We start from the raw sequence: 16256 nt of genomic DNA, 5'->3' as shown, positions 1-16256 counted from the left end.
CGGGATGGTCGACGTCCTGCTCACCGCGTTCGGGGCCGTGGCCGTCGTCGTCGCGGCGCTGTCCGAGCGCCTGCGCCGCACGCCGTTCACCGTGCCGCTCATCGGCCTGCTCGTCGGGGTGGTCCTCGGTCCGGCCGTCAGCGGCGCCCTGCCGGTGCCGGGTCTGCTCGAGGTCACGACGACGGGGCACGAGCTGACCCGGCTGCTGCTGGCCGTCTCGGTGATGGCGGTGGCGCTGCGCTACCCGATCGGCGCCGTCCGGCCGCGGACCCGGCAGGTGGCGCTCCTGCTGCTCGTCGCCATGCCCGTCATGGCGCTGGTCACCTCGGTGCTCGCCGCGGTGGTGCTCGGGTTCGGTCTCGCCGCAGCCGTCCTCGTCGGCGCCGCGCTGGCCCCGACCGACCCCGTGCTCGCGGCCAGCACGGTCACCGGCGGGCCGGCCGAGGCGACGCTGCCCGACGCCGACCGGCAGGTGCTGTCGCTGGAGTCGGGGGCGAACGACGGGCTGGCCCTGCCGCTGGTGCTGGCCGCCGTCGCGGTCGCCGGGCCGCTGACGGGGACCGACGCGCTGCTGGAGTCGGTGTGGCAGGTGCTCGGTGCCGTCGGGGTCGGTGTCCTCCTGGGCTGGGTCGGCGGCCGCGCGCTGCGCGCCGGCGAGGAGCACGGTTCCACCGAGTCCGGTCCGGCGCTCGTCTTCACGCTCGTCCTCGCGCTCGGCGTCCTCGGGTTGTCCGGGTTGCTGCACGTCGACGGTGTGCTGGCCGTCTTCGTCGCCGGGTTGGCGTTCAACGCGGCGTCGACGGGCAGCGAACGCGGCGCCGAGCAGCCGGTCGACGAGGCGATCAACCAGTTCCTCGTGCTGCCCGTCTTCGTCCTGTTCGGCGCCGCGCTGCCCTGGTCCGGCTGGGCCGACCTCGGGTGGCCGCTGCTCGGGTTCGTCGTCGCGGTGCTCCTGCTGCGGCGCGTGCCGGTGATCCTCGCGCTGCACCGTCCGCTGGGCCTGGGGCTGCCCGGGACCACCTACCTGGCCTGGTTCGGGCCGATGGGCGTGTCCGCGTTGTTCTACCTGTCGATGGAGGCCGACCGGCTGCCCGTCGACGACGCGGTCCTGCTGGCCGGTGCGGCCGTCGTCGCCGCGAGCACGCTCGTGCACGCGGTGACCTCGCCGCTCGGCCTGGTGCTGTACCGCCGGGCCACGGGCGGTCCGGGCGGCGCCCGGGAGCAGGCGGACGACAGGCACCAGGAGCCGGCCACGTGAGCGAGGTCGTGGGCTGGGCGGTGACCGCCGCGGGCGCGCTGGTCGTCGTCGCGACCATCGTCGACGCCGGGAGGACCCTGTGGAACCCCAGCGCGGACGGGCGGGTCAGCCACCTGGTGATGGCGGGCGCCTGGCGGGTGGGCCGCCTCGGTCGGGCCGTCCCCCGCCCGATGACCGGCCCGGTGGGGGTCGTCGGCGTCATCACGACGTGGACCGCGTCGCTCGTCCTCGGCTGGGCGCTCGTGTACCTGCCCCACCTGCCCCAGGCGTTCTCCTATTCGCCGGGGCTGGACCCCGCCTCCCGGTCCGCGGCCCTCGACTCGGTGTACGTGTCCACCGTGGTGCTGGCCACGCTGGGGCTGGGGGACGTCGTCCCGCAGGTCGGGTGGCTGCGGGCGGCCCTCCCGCTGCAGGCGCTGACCGGGTTCGCCCTGCTCACGGCCTCCGTCAGCTGGGTGCTGCAGCTCTACCCCGCCCTGGGGCGGCGTCGCGCCCTCGCCGCGGACGTGCACGCGCTCGGGCGGACGACCGCGCCGGAGCAGCTGGTCTCGCTGGGGTCCTCCCACCCCGCCGGGGTGCTCGACCGGCTCGGCGCGGCGGTCGCGCAGGTCCGCGTCGACCTCGACCAGTACGGCGAGACGTTCTACTTCACCGACGCGGACGAGCGGTCCTCCCTGCCGGCCGCGGCCCCGGTCCTGGCCCGGCTCGCCGAGGCGGGCAAGGGCTCCGGACGCGACGACGTCAGGGTGGCCGCCGCGGCGCTCGACGCCGTCCTGGACGACCTGGCCGACGTCCTGCGCCCGAGGCTCGGCCTGGGCGCCGGCCCGTCCACCCGGGAGGTGCTCGACCGGTACGCGCAGGCTCACGGGTCCTGACCCGGGCGGCCCACCGGCGAGCCGGTCGCGGGCTCTCGGCGGGCGCGCCCGGTGCCGTCTCTCCTACCCTGGTGCCACGATGACGAGCTCACATCCGCACCCCCACGTCCGTCCGCGGCCACGTGATCGACGTGGCGCCGTCTCGTGGGGAGCCGGGCGGTGACCGAGTGGCTCCTGCTCGCCCTGGTCGTCGTCCTCATCACGGCCAACGCGCTCTTCGTCGCCGCGGAGTTCTCCCTGGTCACGGTCGACCGCACCAGCGTCGAGCGCCGCGCCCAGGACGGTGACCGGCGCGCCGAGGGGGTCCTGCAGGCCCTGCGGACGCTGTCCACCCAGCTGTCCGGCGCCCAGCTCGGCATCACCGTCACCTCCCTCGTCGTCGGGTTCGTCGCCGAGCCGTCGATCGCCGCGCTGCTGCGCGGACCGCTCGGGCTGACCGGGTTGTCGGACGCCGCGCTGACCGCGACCGCGTTCACCATCGCGTTCCTCGTGGCCACCGGCGCGCAGATGGTCTTCGGCGAGCTGGTCCCGAAGAACTGGGCCATCGCCGAGCCGATGCGGGTCGGCCGGGCCGTCGCCGGCTTCCAGCGGGGGTTCACCCGCCTCGCCGGCCCGCTGATCCGCCTGCTCAACGGGATGGCGAACGCGGTCCTGCGCGCGGTCGGCGTCGAGCCCCAGGAGGAGCTCGCGTCCGCTCGCAGCCCCGAGGAGCTGGCCTCGCTGGCCCGCCGCTCCGCCCGGCAGGGCACGTTGGAGCCGGGCACCGCCGAGCTGCTCACCCGGTCCATCGAGTTCGGCGACCGGCGTGCCGCCGACGTGATGACCCCGCGCCCGCGGGTCCGGTTCCTCTCCGCCGACGCCACCGCGCAGGACGTCGTCGACCTCGCCGTGCGCACCGGCCACGCCCGCTTCCCGGTCACCGGCGACGGCGTGGACGACGTCATCGGGATGGTGCACTTCAAGCACGCGGTCGCCGTGCCCTACGAGGAGCGGGCGACGCGCCGGGTGCGCGACGTCGTCCACGAGCTGCCCGCCGTCCCCGCCAGCATGGAGCTCGACCCGCTGCTGGGGGTGCTGCGCACCGCCGGCCCGCAGATGGCGCTCGTGGTCGACGAGTACGGCGGCACCGACGGCATCGTCACCCTCGAGGACCTCGTCGAGGAGATCGTCGGCGAGATCGAGGACGAGCAGGACCGGCCCGTCGGGCGCGTCCGGGAGCTGCCGGACGGCGGCTGGTCGCTGTCGGGGCTGCTGCGGCCGGACGAGGCGGAGGACATCACCGGCCTGAGGCTGCCCGAGGCAGAGGAGAGCGACACCCTCGGCGGGCTGGTCACCGAGCACCTCGGCCGGCTGCCGGACGTCGGCGACACCGTCGACCTCGAGGCGGGCGACCTGGCGGACGTCGACGAGGTCGGCGTCCCCGCACGCGTCGTCGTGACGCTCGAGGTGGCGCGACTGGACGGGTTCCGGGTGGACCGGCTCCGGCTGCGGCGCCACCCGCGCGCCGCCGACGTCGGCCGCGCCCGGGAGGATGACGGGGCCGACAGTGCCGTCGGAGCAGCCGGCGGCGCAGGCGGTACCGACGGTGCCGACGACGGGCGGGCGGACCGGTGAGCGACCTCACCGCCGTCCTCGTCGCGATCGCGCTGCTCGCCGGCAACGCCTTCTTCGTCGGTGCGGAGTTCGCCCTGATCTCCGCCCGACGCACCCAGGTCGAGCCGCGCGCCGAGGCGGGTTCGCGCGCTGCCCGGGTGACCCTCAAGGCCATGGAGCGGGTGTCGCTCATGATGGCCGGGGCCCAGCTCGGCATCACCATGTGCTCGCTGGGGCTCGGCGCGATCGGCGAGCCCGCCGTCGCGCACCTCGTCGAGCCCGGGTTCGAGGCCCTCGGCGTCCCCGAGACGCTGCTGCACCCCATCGCGTTCGCGATCGCCCTCGCCGTCGTCGTGACCCTGCACATGGTGCTCGGCGAGATGGTCCCGAAGAACATCGCCATCGCCGGCCCCGAGCGGTCCGCGATGCTGCTCGGACCCGTGCTGTACGGCGTCGTGACGGTGCTCAAGCCGGTGATCTGGCTGCTCAACCAGGTCGCCAACGCCACGCTGCGGGTGCTCAGGGTGCGGCCCCAGGAGGAGGTGTCGTCGACCTTCACCGCCGACGAGGTCGCGGGCTTCGTCGCCGAGTCCCGCCGCGAGGGGCTCCTCGACGACGACGAGCACGACCTGCTGACGGGGGCGTTGCAGTTCACCGACGCGACGGTGGAGTCCGTGGTGCTGCCCGTGGACCGGCTGGTCACCGTGGAGGAGGGCGTGACGGTCGCGGAGCTGGAGGCGCAGTGCGCGAGGACCGGCTTCTCCCGGTTCCCGGTCGTCGACGGCGCGGGCGAGCTGGCCGGCTACCTGCACCTCAAGGACGTGCTGTCGACGCGTGCGGAGCACCGGGACGAACCGGTGCACCCTCAGTGGCTGCGCTCGCTGGTGACGCTCGGCACCGCCACGCCGATGAGGGACGCGCTGGGCAGGATGCAGGCCCGGGGGGCCCACATGGCCCGGGTCGTCGACGACTCGGGACGCGTCGTCGGGGTGGCGGCGCTCGAGGACGTCATCGAGGAGCTGGTCGGTGAGGCCGCCGACGCCGGTCAGGCCGCTGCCAGGTAGCGCCTCAGGTCGCGTCGTCGACCCGGCGCACGACGCGCGCCGGGTTGCCCACCGCGACGACGCCGGCGGGCAGGTCGCGGGTGACGACCGCACCCGCGCCGACGACGGTGTCCGCGCCGATCGTCACCCCGGGCAGGACGATGACACCGCCGCCGAGCCACACGTTGTCCCCGATGGTGATCGGCTCCGCCGCCTCCCACTTCGCCCGGCGCGGGCCCGGCTCGACCGGGTGCGTCGGGGTCAGGAGCTGCACGTTCGGGCCGATCTGGACGTCGTCCCCGATGGTGATCGGCGCGACGTCCAGCGCCACGAGGCCGTAGTTGACGAAGCACCTGGCGCCGACGCGCAGGTGCGAGCCGTAGTCGACCCGCAGGGGAGGGCGGATCTCCGTGCCGACCCCTACCGCGCCGAGCAGCTGCAGCAGCAGCTCGCGCCGCCGCACCGCGTCCCGCGCGGACGTCGCGTCGTAGGCCGCGGTCAGGTCCGCCGCGCGCAGGCTGGCGCGGGCGAGCTCCGGGTCGTCGGCGATGTAGGGGTCACCGGCGAGCATCCGCTCGCGCATGCTGCGGCCGTCGTCGGCGTAGGGGTCCACGCCGACCACGGTAGGGCGGGCGCGGACGCGGGGCCGACCGACGCCCGCGCCCGCGCCGCCCGTGCCCGTGCCCGCGGACCGGTCAGGTCCGGCGCCGCATCCGCTCCATCTCGGCGTCGACCTGCGCCTCGGTCGGGTCGGGGGACAGGTACCCCCAGACGTGGAACGCCAGCCCGATGCCCCACCCGAAGATCGGGAACAGGGGCCAGAAGAACCCGCCGTCGGTCGTCGCCCAGATGACGACGAGGAAGGCGTTGACCAGCACGAAGGCGAGCAGGTGCGCCTGCAGCCCGCGGCGCTCGTCGATCCGCTCGCGGGCCGCCTTGCGCAGCTCCTGCTCGGCCAGCAGCGCCCGGTCGTGCTCCGACAGCGGCTGCGGCGGCGCGCCGGTGGGCCCGGGGTGCGGTGGTTGAGGGTGCGGTGGCTGCCCGGGGTGCGGCGGCTGGGGGTGCGTGGGGTCGGGGTGCCCGGGCGGCGGCGCCGGCCGGCTGCCCCAGGACGGCTGGCCACTCCAGGACGGGTCGGTCCCGTCGCCCGGCGGGGTGGGTCCGGGTGGGTGCGTCATCGTGGGGTCCTCTCGTCGGTTCGCGGCACCAGCCTGTCGGATGGGGTCGGCTCCCGGAAGCCGTTCGTGGCGAACCGTCGGGGCCGTCCGGGCGCCAGGTGGGCCCGGTCCGCCGGCCGGTCAGGCCGGGTGGAGGACGAAGACGGGGTGCCGGCGGGCGGCGGCGAGCATGACGTCGTCCGGGTCGTCGTGCCGGACGCCCTCGAAGAAGGTGCCCACCTCCCAGCCCCAGCGGCGCAGGTAGGCGCGCAGGACGGGGACCTTGGCGTCGTCCGCCAGCTCGGTGGCGGTGAAGCGGACCACCCGGCGGCCGAGGGCCAGCTCACCCTCGCCGGCGGCGCGCAGGTTGCGGACCCACTGCGTGACGCCTCGCGGCGCGACGAGGTAGCGGACGCCGTCCAGCTCCAGCGGGTTGACGGGCACCTCGCGCCACTGGCCGCTGCGGCGGCCACGGACACGCAGCACGCGCGAGCCGAGCAGGCTGATGCCGTGGGCGGTGAGCCAGTGAGCGACGGCGTTGGTGGCGCGCTCTGCCCGGGAGGTCGGAGGTCGGTAGCGGGACGGGTTGGCCACGGGTCTCTCCTGACGGCGGGGGTGGAATGTGAGCGGTGCTCTCGCTCCAGAGTGCCCGCTGTGACGCCGAATAGCAAGAGCAGTGCTCACATGAAAGTGCGGTGCTCTCTGGACGTGGCAGGCTGGAGCCATGCCCACCGCACGCGAGCAGGCCCGCGACGCCATGACCGCCCAGATCCTCGCCGTGGCGCGCCGCCAGCTGGCGGACGTCGGCCCGCAGCAACTGTCCCTGCGGGCCGTCGCGCGGGAGATCGGCGTGGTGTCCTCGGCCGTCTACCGGTACGTCCCGAGCCGCGACGACCTGCTCACCGCGCTGATCGTCCAGGCGTACGACGAGGTCGGCGCCGCCGCCGAGGTCGCCGAGGCCGCCGTCCCGCGTCCCGACCACCGCGGCCGCTGGGTGGCCGCGTGCACGGCGCTGTGGCGGTGGGCCCGGGACCACCCCCAGGAGTACGCACTCGTCTACGGCTCACCCGTCCCGGGGTACCGGGCACCGCGGACCACGGTCGAGCCCGCCGGTCGGGTCGCCCGGCTGGTCCTGCGCGTGCTCGAGGACGCGGCGGAGGCGGGCGTGCTGGACCCTCCGGGCGCCTCGCCGTCCGGTCGCCGGGGGATGGACGCCGCCCTCGTGGCGCAGATGCGCTCCTTCGGGGCGACGTTCGCGCCGTCCCTCACCCCGGAGGTGTGCGCCCGTGCGCTCGCCGCGTGGACCCAGCTCCTCGGCACCGTCAGCGCCGACCTGTTCGGTCACCTCGTGGGCAGCGCCGACCCGGCGGACGCGTTCGTCGGGCACGTGGTGCACTCCGCGGCCGACCAGGTCGGCCTGCCACCCGGCCGCCGGTGAGGGTCGCGCGTGCGCGTCGCCGGCACGGCCGTTGACGTGCGAGCCGGCGCACGTCGCGGTAGGACGGGGAGGGAACGGACGACCGACCAGCCCGGGCACCGCGGCGTGCCCGGAGGAGGAGGACACCGTGAGCACCGTCGGCGACATGCTGGCCACCCACCCCTCGGACGCGTGGGTCGACCGCGACGCCCTCGTCCGCTGCGTCGAGGCGTGCCTGGAGTGCGCCCACACGTGCAGCGCCTGCGCGGACGCGTGCCTGGCCGAGGAGATGGTCGCGGACCTGCGGCAGTGCATCCGCACCGACCTCGACTGCGCGGACGTGTGCGACGCGACCGCCCGCTTGCTGTCCCGGCAGACGCAGCCGGACGCCGGTCTCGTGCGCGCGCTCCTCGAGGCCTGCGCGACGGCCTGCGCCTCCTGCGGGGCCGAGTGCGCCTCGCACGCCGAGATGCACGACCACTGCCGGGTCTGCGCCGAGGCGTGCCGCCGGTGCGAGCAGGCGTGCCGCGACCTGCTCGCCGCCCTGCCCTCCTGACCTCCTCACCCCCGGCCCTCGCCCACCGCCCCTTGCCGTCCGCGCCCTTTGCTCACCACAGCGGGGTCTGCTCACCGCAGCGGGGTGGTGGGCGGCGTGTCGGCCCGTTTCAGCGAGCAGAGCCCGCTGCGGCGAGCAGGGGGTGGGTGGCGGCGAAGGCGGCGACGTCACCGACGACGGTCACGGCCGGTGGTCGCAGCCCAGCACCGGCCGCAACCGAGGCGACGCCCGCCAGGTCCGTGGTGAGGGTGCGCTGCGCCCCGGAGCCGGCGTCCTGCACGCACGCCACCGGTGTGCACCCGGGCATCCCGGCCGCCTGGAGGGCGGCGCAGATGGCGGCCAGGTTCTCGACGGCCATCAGCAGCACCAGCGTCGTCCCCGACCGTGCCAGGGCCGCCCAGTCCACCGTCGAGCCGGGGTGACCGGGCGGCAGGTGCCCCGAGACGACGCTGAACCCCTGGGCCAGGCCGCGGTGGGTGACCGGCACCCCCGCCGCCGACGGCGCGGCGACCGCGCTGGTCACCCCCGGGACGACCTCGACCGGCACCCCGGCTGCCCGGCACGCCAGCACCTCCTCCATCCCCCGGCCGAACACGAACGGGTCGCCACCCTTCAGGCGCACGACCACCTCGCCCGCCAGGGCGCGCCGCACGAGCAGCTCGTTGATCGCCTCCTGCGGGGTGGCCGGACCGCGTGGCACCTTGGCGACGTCGACCACCTCGGTCCCGGGGCACAGCTCGGCCAGGGCGTCGACGGGCCCGAGCCGGTCGGTCACCACGACGTCCGCGGACTGCAGCGCGCGGACGGCACGGACGGTCAGCAGGTCCGCCGCGCCCGGGCCACCACCCACCAGGACGACGCGCCCGCGCGAAGGCGCGCTCACCGGGTCACCGCCAGGCGGCTGCGGTGCGCCCTCGCCCGGTCCACGAACCGGTGCGCTGCCTGCGGGCGCCCGGCCCAGTGCAGGTGCAGGTACGAGGCGTGCAGGGTCGCCCCGGCGAAGCCCTCCGGGGCCGCCACCACACCGTCGACCGCCCAGCGCCAGGCCGGTCCGGTGACCTGCCCCCACCCGGCGGGCGGGTCGCACGCCGTGCGGTGGAACTCGTGCCCGGTCACGCGAGCGCCGGCCAGCAGCAGGGGCGAGTCCCCGAGCGCGACGGCGTCCCGGTAGCCGAGGGTCAGCCGCCCCGTCATCCGCGCCTCGACGGGCAGCGCCCCGCACATCGGGTGGCCGTCCAGCGACCGCGCCAGGTACAGCAGGCCCGCGCACTCGGCGACGGTCGGGACGCCGTCCCGCACCGCCTCGGCGACCGCCGCCCGCAGGGAGGCGTTGGCGGACAGCGCCTCGGCGTGCACCTCCGGGAAGCCGCCGCCGATGACGAGGCCCGCGACCCCCGCGGGCAGCACCGCGTCCCGCAACGGGTCGACGTGGACGACGTCCGCCCCCGCGGCGTGCAGGAGCTCGGTGTGCTCGGGGTAGGCGAACGTGAACGCCGGGCCGGTGAGGACGGCGACCACGGGCCGTGCGGTCCGGCTGCGGTCCCGTGCCGGGTCGCACCCGGGGGGCTCCTCGTGCGGGTCCCAGGGCGCACCGGCGAGGTCCGGCGCCCCGCGGGCGACGTCGAGCACCGCGGCCACGTCGACGCCGCTCTCGACGAGCTCGGCCATCGCGGCCACGTGCTCGGCTGCGCGGTCCTGCTCGGCGGCGGTCACGAGCCCGAGGTGCCGGGACGGGACCTGCACCCGCTCGTCGCGGCGCAGCGCGCCGACGACCGGCACCCCGGCGGACTCGACGGCCCGGCGCAGCTCCGCCTCGTGCCGGGCCGAGCCGACCCGGTTGAGGACGACGGCCGCGACGCGCGTGCCGGGCTCGAAGGTCGTGAACCCGTGCACGAGCGCCCCGACGCTGCGGGCGGCCCGGGCGGCGTCGACGACCAGCACCACGGGGGAGGACGTCAGGCGCGCGACGTGCGCGGTCGAGCCCTCGCCGTCCCGGCCGGTCGCTCCGTCGAACAGGCCCATGACGCCCTCCAGGACGGCGACGTCCGCCGGCCGCGGCGTCGACGCGCCGTGCAGCAGCAACGGGACCACGCGCCCGGGGCCCTGGAGCACCGGGTCGAGGGAGCGGCCCGGCCGTCCGGTCGCGACGGCGTGCCAGCCGGGGTCGATGTAGTCGGGCCCGACCTTGTGCGGGCTCACCTGCAGTCCGCGCCCGCGCAGCGCGGCCATCAGGCCGGTCGCCACGGTCGTCTTGCCGCTGCCCGAGGCGGCGGCCGCGACGACGACCCGGGGCAGGGGTGTGCGTGCGCTGGTCGGCGCGGGCGTGGGCTCGGCGGCCGAGGAGGTGCTCGTCACCACTCGATCCCCCGCTGGCCCTTCTGCCCGCGGTCCATCGGGTGCTTGACCTTGACCATCTCCGTGACGAGGTCGGCGGCGTCGACGAGCGCCGGCGGGGCGTCCCGGCCGGTGACGAGCACGTGCTGGCGCCCGGGTCGGCGGGTCAGCACGTCCACCACCTCGTCGACGTCGACCCATCCCCACGTCAGGGGGTAGGTGAACTCGTCGAGCACGTACAGGTCGTGGGCGTCGGCCTCGATCCGGCGGCGGATCTCGCGCCACCCCTCGCGGGCGTCCGCGGCGTGGTCGGCCTCGGTGCCGTGCTTGCGCGCCCAGGACCAGCCCTCGCCCATCTTGTGCCACTCCACGGGACCGCCCTCACCGGTCTGCTCGTGCAGGCGGCCCAGCGCCCGGAACGCGTTCTCCTCGCCGACCTTCCACCGGGCGGACTTCACGAACTGGAACACCGCGACGCTCCACCCCTGGTTCCAGGCGCGCAGCGCGGTGCCGAACGCGGCCGTGGACTTGCCCTTGTTCTCGCCGGTGTGGACGACGAGCAGCGGCCGGTTGCGACGCTGGCGCGTGGTGAGACCGTCGTCCGGGACGCTCACCGGGACACCCTGCGGCATCAGGCCACCCCCGTCCGGGCGTCGCGGGTGCGGTCGCGCACGGTCGCGGTCAGCGCGTCGGCGGCCACCTCGCCGAGCGGCAGGTGCTCCGCGCCGAGGTGGACGGCGAGCTCGCGGGCGAGTCCGAGCCGCAGGCCGCCGGCGGCCTCGCAGTCGACGACGACGCAGGCGACGTCGGCGGCTCGCAGCCGGGCCGCCGCCTCGTGGGAGCGGACCAGGGCGTCCCGGCCGCTGGTGGCCCGGCCGTCGGTGACGACGACGACGAGGGCCCGGCGGTCGGGTTCGCGCCGGCGCCGGGTCAGGACCGTGCCGAGCGCCTCGTCCAGGCCCTCCGCGAGCGGTGTCCGACCGCCCGTGGCGAGGTCCTCCAGCCGGCGGGCGGCGACGTCGACGCTGGAGGTCGGGGGGACGATGAGCTGCGCACCGGTCCCGCGGAACGTCACCAGGCCCACCGTGTCGCGACGCTGGTAGGCGTCGGCGAGCAGCGACAGGACGGCGGACGCCACCTCGCGGGTGCGTCGGCGCGCGGCCATCGACCCGGACGCGTCGACGCAGAACAGCACGAGGTTGCCCTCCCGGCCCTCGCGCACCGCCACCCGCAGGTCGTCGCGCGACAGGACGACCCGGCCGGTGGGGCCGCCGGGCCGTCGGCACCGCGCGGCCTGGTGCGGTGCCGCGGCACGCAGGGTCCCGACGAGGTCCGGTGCGGTCCGCTCGCCGGCGCGCAGCCGACGGTGCCGCACGACCCGGCCGGTGCTGGTGCCGGTGGCGCGGGAGCGTCGACCGGCGGCACCCCGCCCGACGCCCTCGACCGTGAGGGTCCTCGCCCGAAACGGCTGCGGCTCGTCGGTGCGGCGCCGCGGTGCCGGTGCCGGTGCCCGTGCCGGGGGCTCGGGGTCCGTCGCGTGCGAGGGCTGCCCCGAGTCGCCGGTGGTGCCGTCGCCGTCCGACCCGTCGCGGAGGTCGCCGTGCACCGGCGGCGCGAGGCTCGCGCCGCCGTCCGCGCCGTCGTCACCACCGGGACCGTCATCGGGCCACCCGGGGCCGCCGTCGGGGCCGCCGTCGGGGCCACCGGGGCCGCCGCCGTCCTGCGGACCGTCGTGGTCCGGACCGGTGTCGTCGCCCGCGTCGTCCGGGCCGGCGCCCTGCGCGTCGTCGGGCAGCACCTCGTCGAGCCGGTCCTCGTCCAGGCCGGGCGCGTCGAACGGCGTCCGGCGGCGGCGGTGCGGCAGGGTGAACCGGGCGGCGGCGCGGACGTCGGCGACGGTGACCTCCCGCCGCCCGTTCCAGGCGGCGTGGGCGCGCGCGGCGCGGGCGGTGACGAGGTCGGCGCGCATCCCGTCCACGTCGAACGCCGCGCAGACGTGCGCGACCTGCTCCAGCACCTCGTCGCCCAGGACGACGTCCGGCAGCAGGGCACGGGCCGCGCGGACCCGGGCCGCGAGGTCGGCCTGCTCCGCCGCCCACCGCTCGCAGAACCCGGCGGGGTCGGTCTCGAACGCGAGCCCCCGGCGCACGACCTCGGCCCGCGTGCGCGGCTCCCGGCTGGCGGCGACCTCGACGGTGAGGCCGAACCGGTCCAGCAGCTGCGGTCGCAGCTCGCCCTCCTCCGGGTTCATCGTCCCGACGAGGAGGAAGCGCGCCGCGTGCTCGACGGACACCTGGTCCCGCTCGACCACGGCCCGGCCGGTGGCGGCGGCGTCGAGCAGCACGTCGACGAGGTGGTCGTGCAGCAGGTTCACCTCGTCCACGTACAGCACGCCTCGGTGGGACTGGGCGAGCAGCCCGGGCTCGTACGCCGTGACGCCCTCGGTGAGGGCGCGCTCGAGGTGGAGGGAGCCGAGCAGCCGGTCCTCGGCGGCGCCGACGGGCAGCTCGACGAGGCGGGCGCGACGGGTGACCGCGGCGGGCTCGTCGTGCGGGCCGTCGGGGCACCCGGGGTCGGGGTGGGCCGGGTCGCAGCTGAACCGGCAGCCGGCGACGACGTCGACCGCCGGCAGCAGCGCGGTCAGCCCGCGCACCGCGGTGGTCTTCGCGGTGCCCTTCTCGCCGCGCACGAGCACCCCGCCGACGGAGGGGCTGACGGCTGCCAGCAACAGGGCGAGACGCAGGTCGTCCATCCCGACGACCGCGGCGAACGGGTAGGGGGAGCGGTGGGGCACGGTCAGCTCTCCTGGAGGTCGGTGTCGGGTGTGCGGGCGAGGGGCGGGGGTGCGCCGGCGGCTGGGGCGAGCGCGGCGAGCAGGTCGTCCACCCGCCGCGGCACGGCGGCGTCCGCGGCGATCCACCCGCGGCGTGCCAGCCCGTCGGCCAGGCGCAGCAGCAAGGGTGTGGTGAGCCGGCAGGCGGCGAGCAGGTCGGCGTCCCCGAGCAGCAGCTCGGCCGCTCCCTGCACGACCCGTCCGCCGGTGACGACGGCCACGTCGTCCGCCCAGGCCAGGGCCAGGTCGACGTCGTGGGTGGACAGCACGACGCGGGTGCCGTGGGACTCCAGCCGCTCCAGCGCGGCGAGGAGCTCGACGGTCGCGGCGGGGTCCAGGCCGGACGTCGGCTCGTCGAGCAGCAGCACGCACGGGCGCATCGCGAGCGCACCGGCCACGGCGACCCGCTGACGCTCACCGTGGGACAGCCGGTGCACCGGCCGGTCGGCGAGGTGGCCGACGGACAGCAGCCCGAGCGCCTCCGCGACGCGGGAGCGGACCTCGGCCTCCGGCAGGTCGAGGTTCATCGGCCCGAACGACACGTCCTGGTGCACCGAGGCGGAGAACAGCTGGTCGTCGGGGTCCTGCAGCACGAGCTGCACCGCCTGACGGTGACGTCGGAGGCCCGCGCGGTCGTAGCGCAGCGGCACGCCGTCGAGGAGCACGCGACCGGTCCGGGGCCGCAGCGCACCGGACAGGCAGCGCAGCAGCGTCGTCTTGCCGCTGCCGTTGCCGCCGAGGACGGCGGTGCGCCGGCCCGGGGCGAGGGTCAGCGTCGCGCCCCGCAGCACCTCGGCGGAGCCGGGGTAGCCGACGTGCAGGTCGTCGGCGGCGAGTTGGCGGTGGCTCACCAGCGGCTCCCCGTGGTCGCGCCGGCGTGTGCCAGCACCAGCGCGGACGCGGTGAGGGCCGCCAGCCCGCCGAGGCTGGCCACCACGAACCGGCGCGAGGACGGGCGGTCCTCCGGCAGCACCACGAGCGACGGGCCGCCCCGGCCGGCCAGCCCCTCCTCGAGCCGCTGGGCCCGCGTCCACGCCCGCAGCAGCACGGCCACGACCACGGCGGCGGCGTCGCGGGTCAGTGCCCGGGCGCCGGTGGGTGCCAGCCGGGCCGCGCGCGCGGCCCGGACCGTCGCGACGGCGTCCAGCAGCTCGAACAGCATCCGGTACACCAGGGCCGCGACGTCCACGACCGCCTGAGGGGCGCCGACGCGGCGCAGGCGGGGCAGCAGGTCGCTCATCGGGGTCGTGCAGGCCAGCAGGAGCACCGCGGCGGTGGCCGCCGCGGACCGGCCCAGCACCTCGGCGGTCCGCGCGACGGTCTCGGCGGTGACCGCGAACGCCGGGCCGCCGTCCCAGCGCGCGTCCAGGAGCAGCGGCAGCGCCGCGGTCAGCAGGAACACGGCCGGTGCCGCCAGCGCCCGCCCGAGGGTGGCGGGTGGGACGCGGGCCGGTCCGAGCGCCAGCACGAGGGCCGCGACGAGCACGACGGGGACAGTCGGCAGCGGCGGCAGGACGGTCACGGCGACCACGCCGCCACCGCACAGCAGCAGCTTGTCGGCGGGAGAGCGGTGGCGCCAGGGACCGGCCCACGCGGCGACGTCGACCGCGGGGCCGGCCGTCACGTGGCGTCCGCGGGTGGGGGCCCGGCGGGGGCCGGGTTGACCGGGTGGGCCCGCCCGGACCGGAGCCGGCCCAGCACGAACCCGAGCGCGACGCCGCCGACCCCGGCCTGCAGCGCGAACAACCCGGACTCGACCTCGCCGGAGGACGGCGCGAACAGCGGCTCGAACCAGGGGGTGTAGTCCGGGTGGGACTCCTCGACGGTCGCGGTGGCCGTCGCGTCGGCCCCGACGAAGGCCTCCGCGTCACCGTCGGGGGCCGGGGCGAGCAGCAGGCTCAGCGCGAACGCGGCCACGACCACGGCGAGCAGCGCGGCCGTGGTGACGTGCCGGCGCCACCGAGGGCGGCCTCGGTCCGCGGCAGGGAAGGGGCGGGGGCTCACGGTGCCGTCACCTCCGGGGTGCGACGCAGCACGCCGAGGCGCAGCAGGTCGGCGCCGGCGACGCTGGTCAGGGCGCGTACCACCAGTACGGCGAGGGCGCCCTCGACGACGGCCAGCGGCACCTGCGTCAGGCCGAACACCCCGAGGAACGTCGCCAGCGCGCCGACGAACCCGCTGGAGGGGTCGGGGAAGGCCAGGGCGAGCTGCACGGACGTCGTCAGGTACGTCGCGAGGTTCGCCAGCGCGGCGGCGGTGAACACGCCGACCTCGAGCCGGGCACCGGTGCGCTGGAGCCCGCGGAAGGTCCACCAGGCGACCCACGGGCCGACGACGGCGAACGAGAACGCGTTGGCGCCGAGGGTGGTCAGCCCGCCGTGGGCGAGCAGCAGCGCCTGGAACACGAGCACGACCGTCCCCAGCAGCGCCATCACGGGCGGGCGCAGCAGGACCGCGCCGAGCCCGGTGCCGGTCGGGTGGCTCGACGAGCCGGTGACCGACGGCAGCTTGACCGCGGACAGGACGAACGTGAACGCCCCGGCGGCGCCGAGGAGGAGCCGGTCCTGCGGGTTGTCGCGCACGGTGCGGGTGACGGCCCGGGCCCCGTGGACGACGAACGGGGCCGCGGCGACGGTCCAGGCGGCGGCGTGCAGCGGCGGCAGAAAGCCCTCAGCGATGTGCACGGGCCACCCCCTGCGTGCTGCGCGCGGCCGCGCGGGCCGGGGCAGGTGGGGGCGGGGACGACGTCCGGGGGACGCCGAGGACAGGCCGCATGGCGGCTCCTCTCGTGCTGCGGGTTCCTCGCCCGCGCTCACGGCACCGAGCCGGCGGTCGCCTGCTCGCACCGGCCGTGGAGTGTCCTGGCTCCCGGGTCCAGACGCTGGTGCGTCAGCACGTGCCCCCGGCCTTCCCGGACCCTGCGAGCAGGGCCCAGTGGCGCACGAGGGGAGCACGCTCCCCGGTCACAGTGGCGGGACCGCCCCGGACTCCGGCGCCCTCTCGGGCGTCGTCACCGGTGTTCCTCCGTCGACCGACGGCCGCATCATGGCACAGCCGCCGGCGCCCGTGGACCCCTCGTCCGCGGTCCCCCGGCCCGTCCGTTCCGTCCAGCCCGCACCTCCCCTTGGACCGCACCTTTCCACCACCTTGCGGTCTCGAGTCCCCTACCGACCGCACCTTTACACCGACC

At 76.7% G+C, this 16256-nt stretch carries 16 protein-coding genes, 1 pseudogene and 1 riboswitch; of the genes and pseudogenes, 6 read left to right on the top strand and 11 right to left on the bottom strand.

Annotation, left to right across the window (positions count from 1 at the left end; genetic code table 11):
- Nucleotides 1-4 precede the first annotated feature (4 nt).
- The 4 genes from ACYVQV_RS10505 to ACYVQV_RS10490 all read left to right on the top strand — a co-directional run bounded on the left by ACYVQV_RS10505 (nt 5) and on the right by ACYVQV_RS10490 (nt 4790).
- On the top strand, nt 5-1258 hold the full coding sequence (locus ACYVQV_RS10505) for a cation:proton antiporter domain-containing protein (protein WP_461023231.1): 1254 nt from the start codon (nt 5-7) through the stop codon (nt 1256-1258).
- Nucleotides 1255-2133 (top strand): potassium channel family protein, encoded by an 879-nt coding sequence (locus ACYVQV_RS10500; RefSeq protein ID WP_461023230.1) that lies wholly within the window; start codon nt 1255-1257, stop codon nt 2131-2133. The genes ACYVQV_RS10505 and ACYVQV_RS10500 overlap by 4 nt, the downstream gene beginning before the upstream one ends.
- A gap of 159 nt (nt 2134-2292) precedes the next feature.
- Complete coding sequence (locus tag ACYVQV_RS10495; RefSeq protein WP_461023229.1) at nt 2293-3747, top strand: hemolysin family protein; 1455 nt, start codon at nt 2293-2295, stop codon at nt 3745-3747.
- Nucleotides 3744-4790, top strand: coding sequence for a hemolysin family protein (locus ACYVQV_RS10490; RefSeq protein WP_461023228.1), 1047 nt, complete (start codon nt 3744-3746; stop codon nt 4788-4790). The genes ACYVQV_RS10495 and ACYVQV_RS10490 overlap by 4 nt, the downstream gene beginning before the upstream one ends.
- A 4-nt stretch (nt 4791-4794) precedes the next feature.
- On the opposite strand, the gene ACYVQV_RS10485 is transcribed toward ACYVQV_RS10490, so the two are convergent.
- The 3 genes from ACYVQV_RS10485 to ACYVQV_RS10475 form a co-directional block, all read right to left on the bottom strand.
- Nucleotides 4795-5352 (bottom strand): sugar O-acetyltransferase, encoded by a 558-nt coding sequence (locus ACYVQV_RS10485; protein WP_461023315.1) that lies wholly within the window; start codon nt 5350-5352, stop codon nt 4795-4797.
- A 112-nt stretch (nt 5353-5464) separates the two neighbouring features.
- Nucleotides 5465-5947 carry a 2TM domain-containing protein gene (locus ACYVQV_RS10480; RefSeq protein ID WP_461023227.1) on the bottom strand — a complete coding sequence of 161 codons (483 nt, stop codon included), beginning with the start codon at nt 5945-5947 and terminating at the stop codon, nt 5465-5467.
- A 120-nt stretch (nt 5948-6067) separates the two neighbouring features.
- On the bottom strand, nt 6068-6520 hold the full coding sequence (locus tag ACYVQV_RS10475) for a nitroreductase/quinone reductase family protein (RefSeq protein ID WP_461023226.1): 453 nt from the start codon (nt 6518-6520) through the stop codon (nt 6068-6070).
- A 130-nt stretch (nt 6521-6650) separates the two neighbouring features.
- Here ACYVQV_RS10475 and ACYVQV_RS10470 point away from each other — a divergent pair, with 130 nt between their 5' ends.
- Nucleotides 6651-7364: a TetR/AcrR family transcriptional regulator gene (locus ACYVQV_RS10470; RefSeq protein ID WP_461023225.1), complete on the top strand. Its 714-nt coding sequence runs from the start codon at nt 6651-6653 to the stop codon at nt 7362-7364.
- 145 nt (nt 7365-7509) lie between these two features.
- A complete protein-coding gene (locus ACYVQV_RS10465; protein ID WP_461023314.1) occupies nt 7510-7899 on the top strand; it encodes a four-helix bundle copper-binding protein in 390 nt (129 codons plus the stop codon).
- Between the two features lie 109 nt (nt 7900-8008).
- Here the strand turns inward: ACYVQV_RS10465 and cobA are convergent.
- The 8 genes and pseudogenes from cobA to ACYVQV_RS10425 form a co-directional block, all read right to left on the bottom strand.
- Nucleotides 8009-8788 (bottom strand): annotated as a pseudogene (cobA, locus tag ACYVQV_RS10460) (uroporphyrinogen-III C-methyltransferase); the annotation flags it as partial.
- The gene (locus ACYVQV_RS10455; RefSeq protein ID WP_461023224.1) at nt 8779-10254 is read right to left on the bottom strand and encodes a cobyrinate a,c-diamide synthase; all 1476 of its coding nucleotides are present in this window, start codon (nt 10252-10254) and stop codon (nt 8779-8781) included. The pseudogene cobA and the gene ACYVQV_RS10455, both read right to left, overlap by 10 nt.
- Entirely contained in the window at nt 10251-10865 is a 615-nt protein-coding gene (gene cobO / locus ACYVQV_RS10450; protein ID WP_461023223.1) for a cob(I)yrinic acid a,c-diamide adenosyltransferase, read from the bottom strand. Before cobO ends, ACYVQV_RS10455 begins: the two co-directional genes overlap by 4 nt.
- Nucleotides 10865-12985 (bottom strand): VWA domain-containing protein, encoded by a 2121-nt coding sequence (locus ACYVQV_RS10445; RefSeq protein ID WP_461023313.1) that lies wholly within the window; start codon nt 12983-12985, stop codon nt 10865-10867. The genes cobO and ACYVQV_RS10445 overlap by 1 nt, the downstream gene beginning before the upstream one ends.
- A gap of 44 nt (nt 12986-13029) precedes the next feature.
- Nucleotides 13030-13917 (bottom strand): energy-coupling factor ABC transporter ATP-binding protein, encoded by an 888-nt coding sequence (locus ACYVQV_RS10440; RefSeq protein WP_461023222.1) that lies wholly within the window; start codon nt 13915-13917, stop codon nt 13030-13032.
- Entirely contained in the window at nt 13914-14690 is a 777-nt protein-coding gene (gene cbiQ / locus ACYVQV_RS10435; RefSeq protein ID WP_461023221.1) for a cobalt ECF transporter T component CbiQ, read from the bottom strand. Before cbiQ ends, ACYVQV_RS10440 begins: the two co-directional genes overlap by 4 nt.
- Nucleotides 14687-15070 (bottom strand): energy-coupling factor ABC transporter substrate-binding protein, encoded by a 384-nt coding sequence (locus tag ACYVQV_RS10430; protein ID WP_461023220.1) that lies wholly within the window; start codon nt 15068-15070, stop codon nt 14687-14689. The genes cbiQ and ACYVQV_RS10430 overlap by 4 nt, the downstream gene beginning before the upstream one ends.
- Nucleotides 15067-15750 (bottom strand): energy-coupling factor ABC transporter permease, encoded by a 684-nt coding sequence (locus tag ACYVQV_RS10425; RefSeq protein ID WP_461023219.1) that lies wholly within the window; start codon nt 15748-15750, stop codon nt 15067-15069. The genes ACYVQV_RS10430 and ACYVQV_RS10425 overlap by 4 nt, the downstream gene beginning before the upstream one ends.
- A 171-nt stretch (nt 15751-15921) precedes the next feature.
- Nucleotides 15922-16090: riboswitch (cobalamin riboswitch) on the bottom strand.
- Between the last annotated feature and the right edge of the window lie 166 nt (nt 16091-16256).

The organism is Thalassiella azotivora (assembly GCF_054781695.1).
Note: the sequence above shows the minus strand (reverse complement) of the source record. Positions and strands in the feature narration are given on the sequence as shown.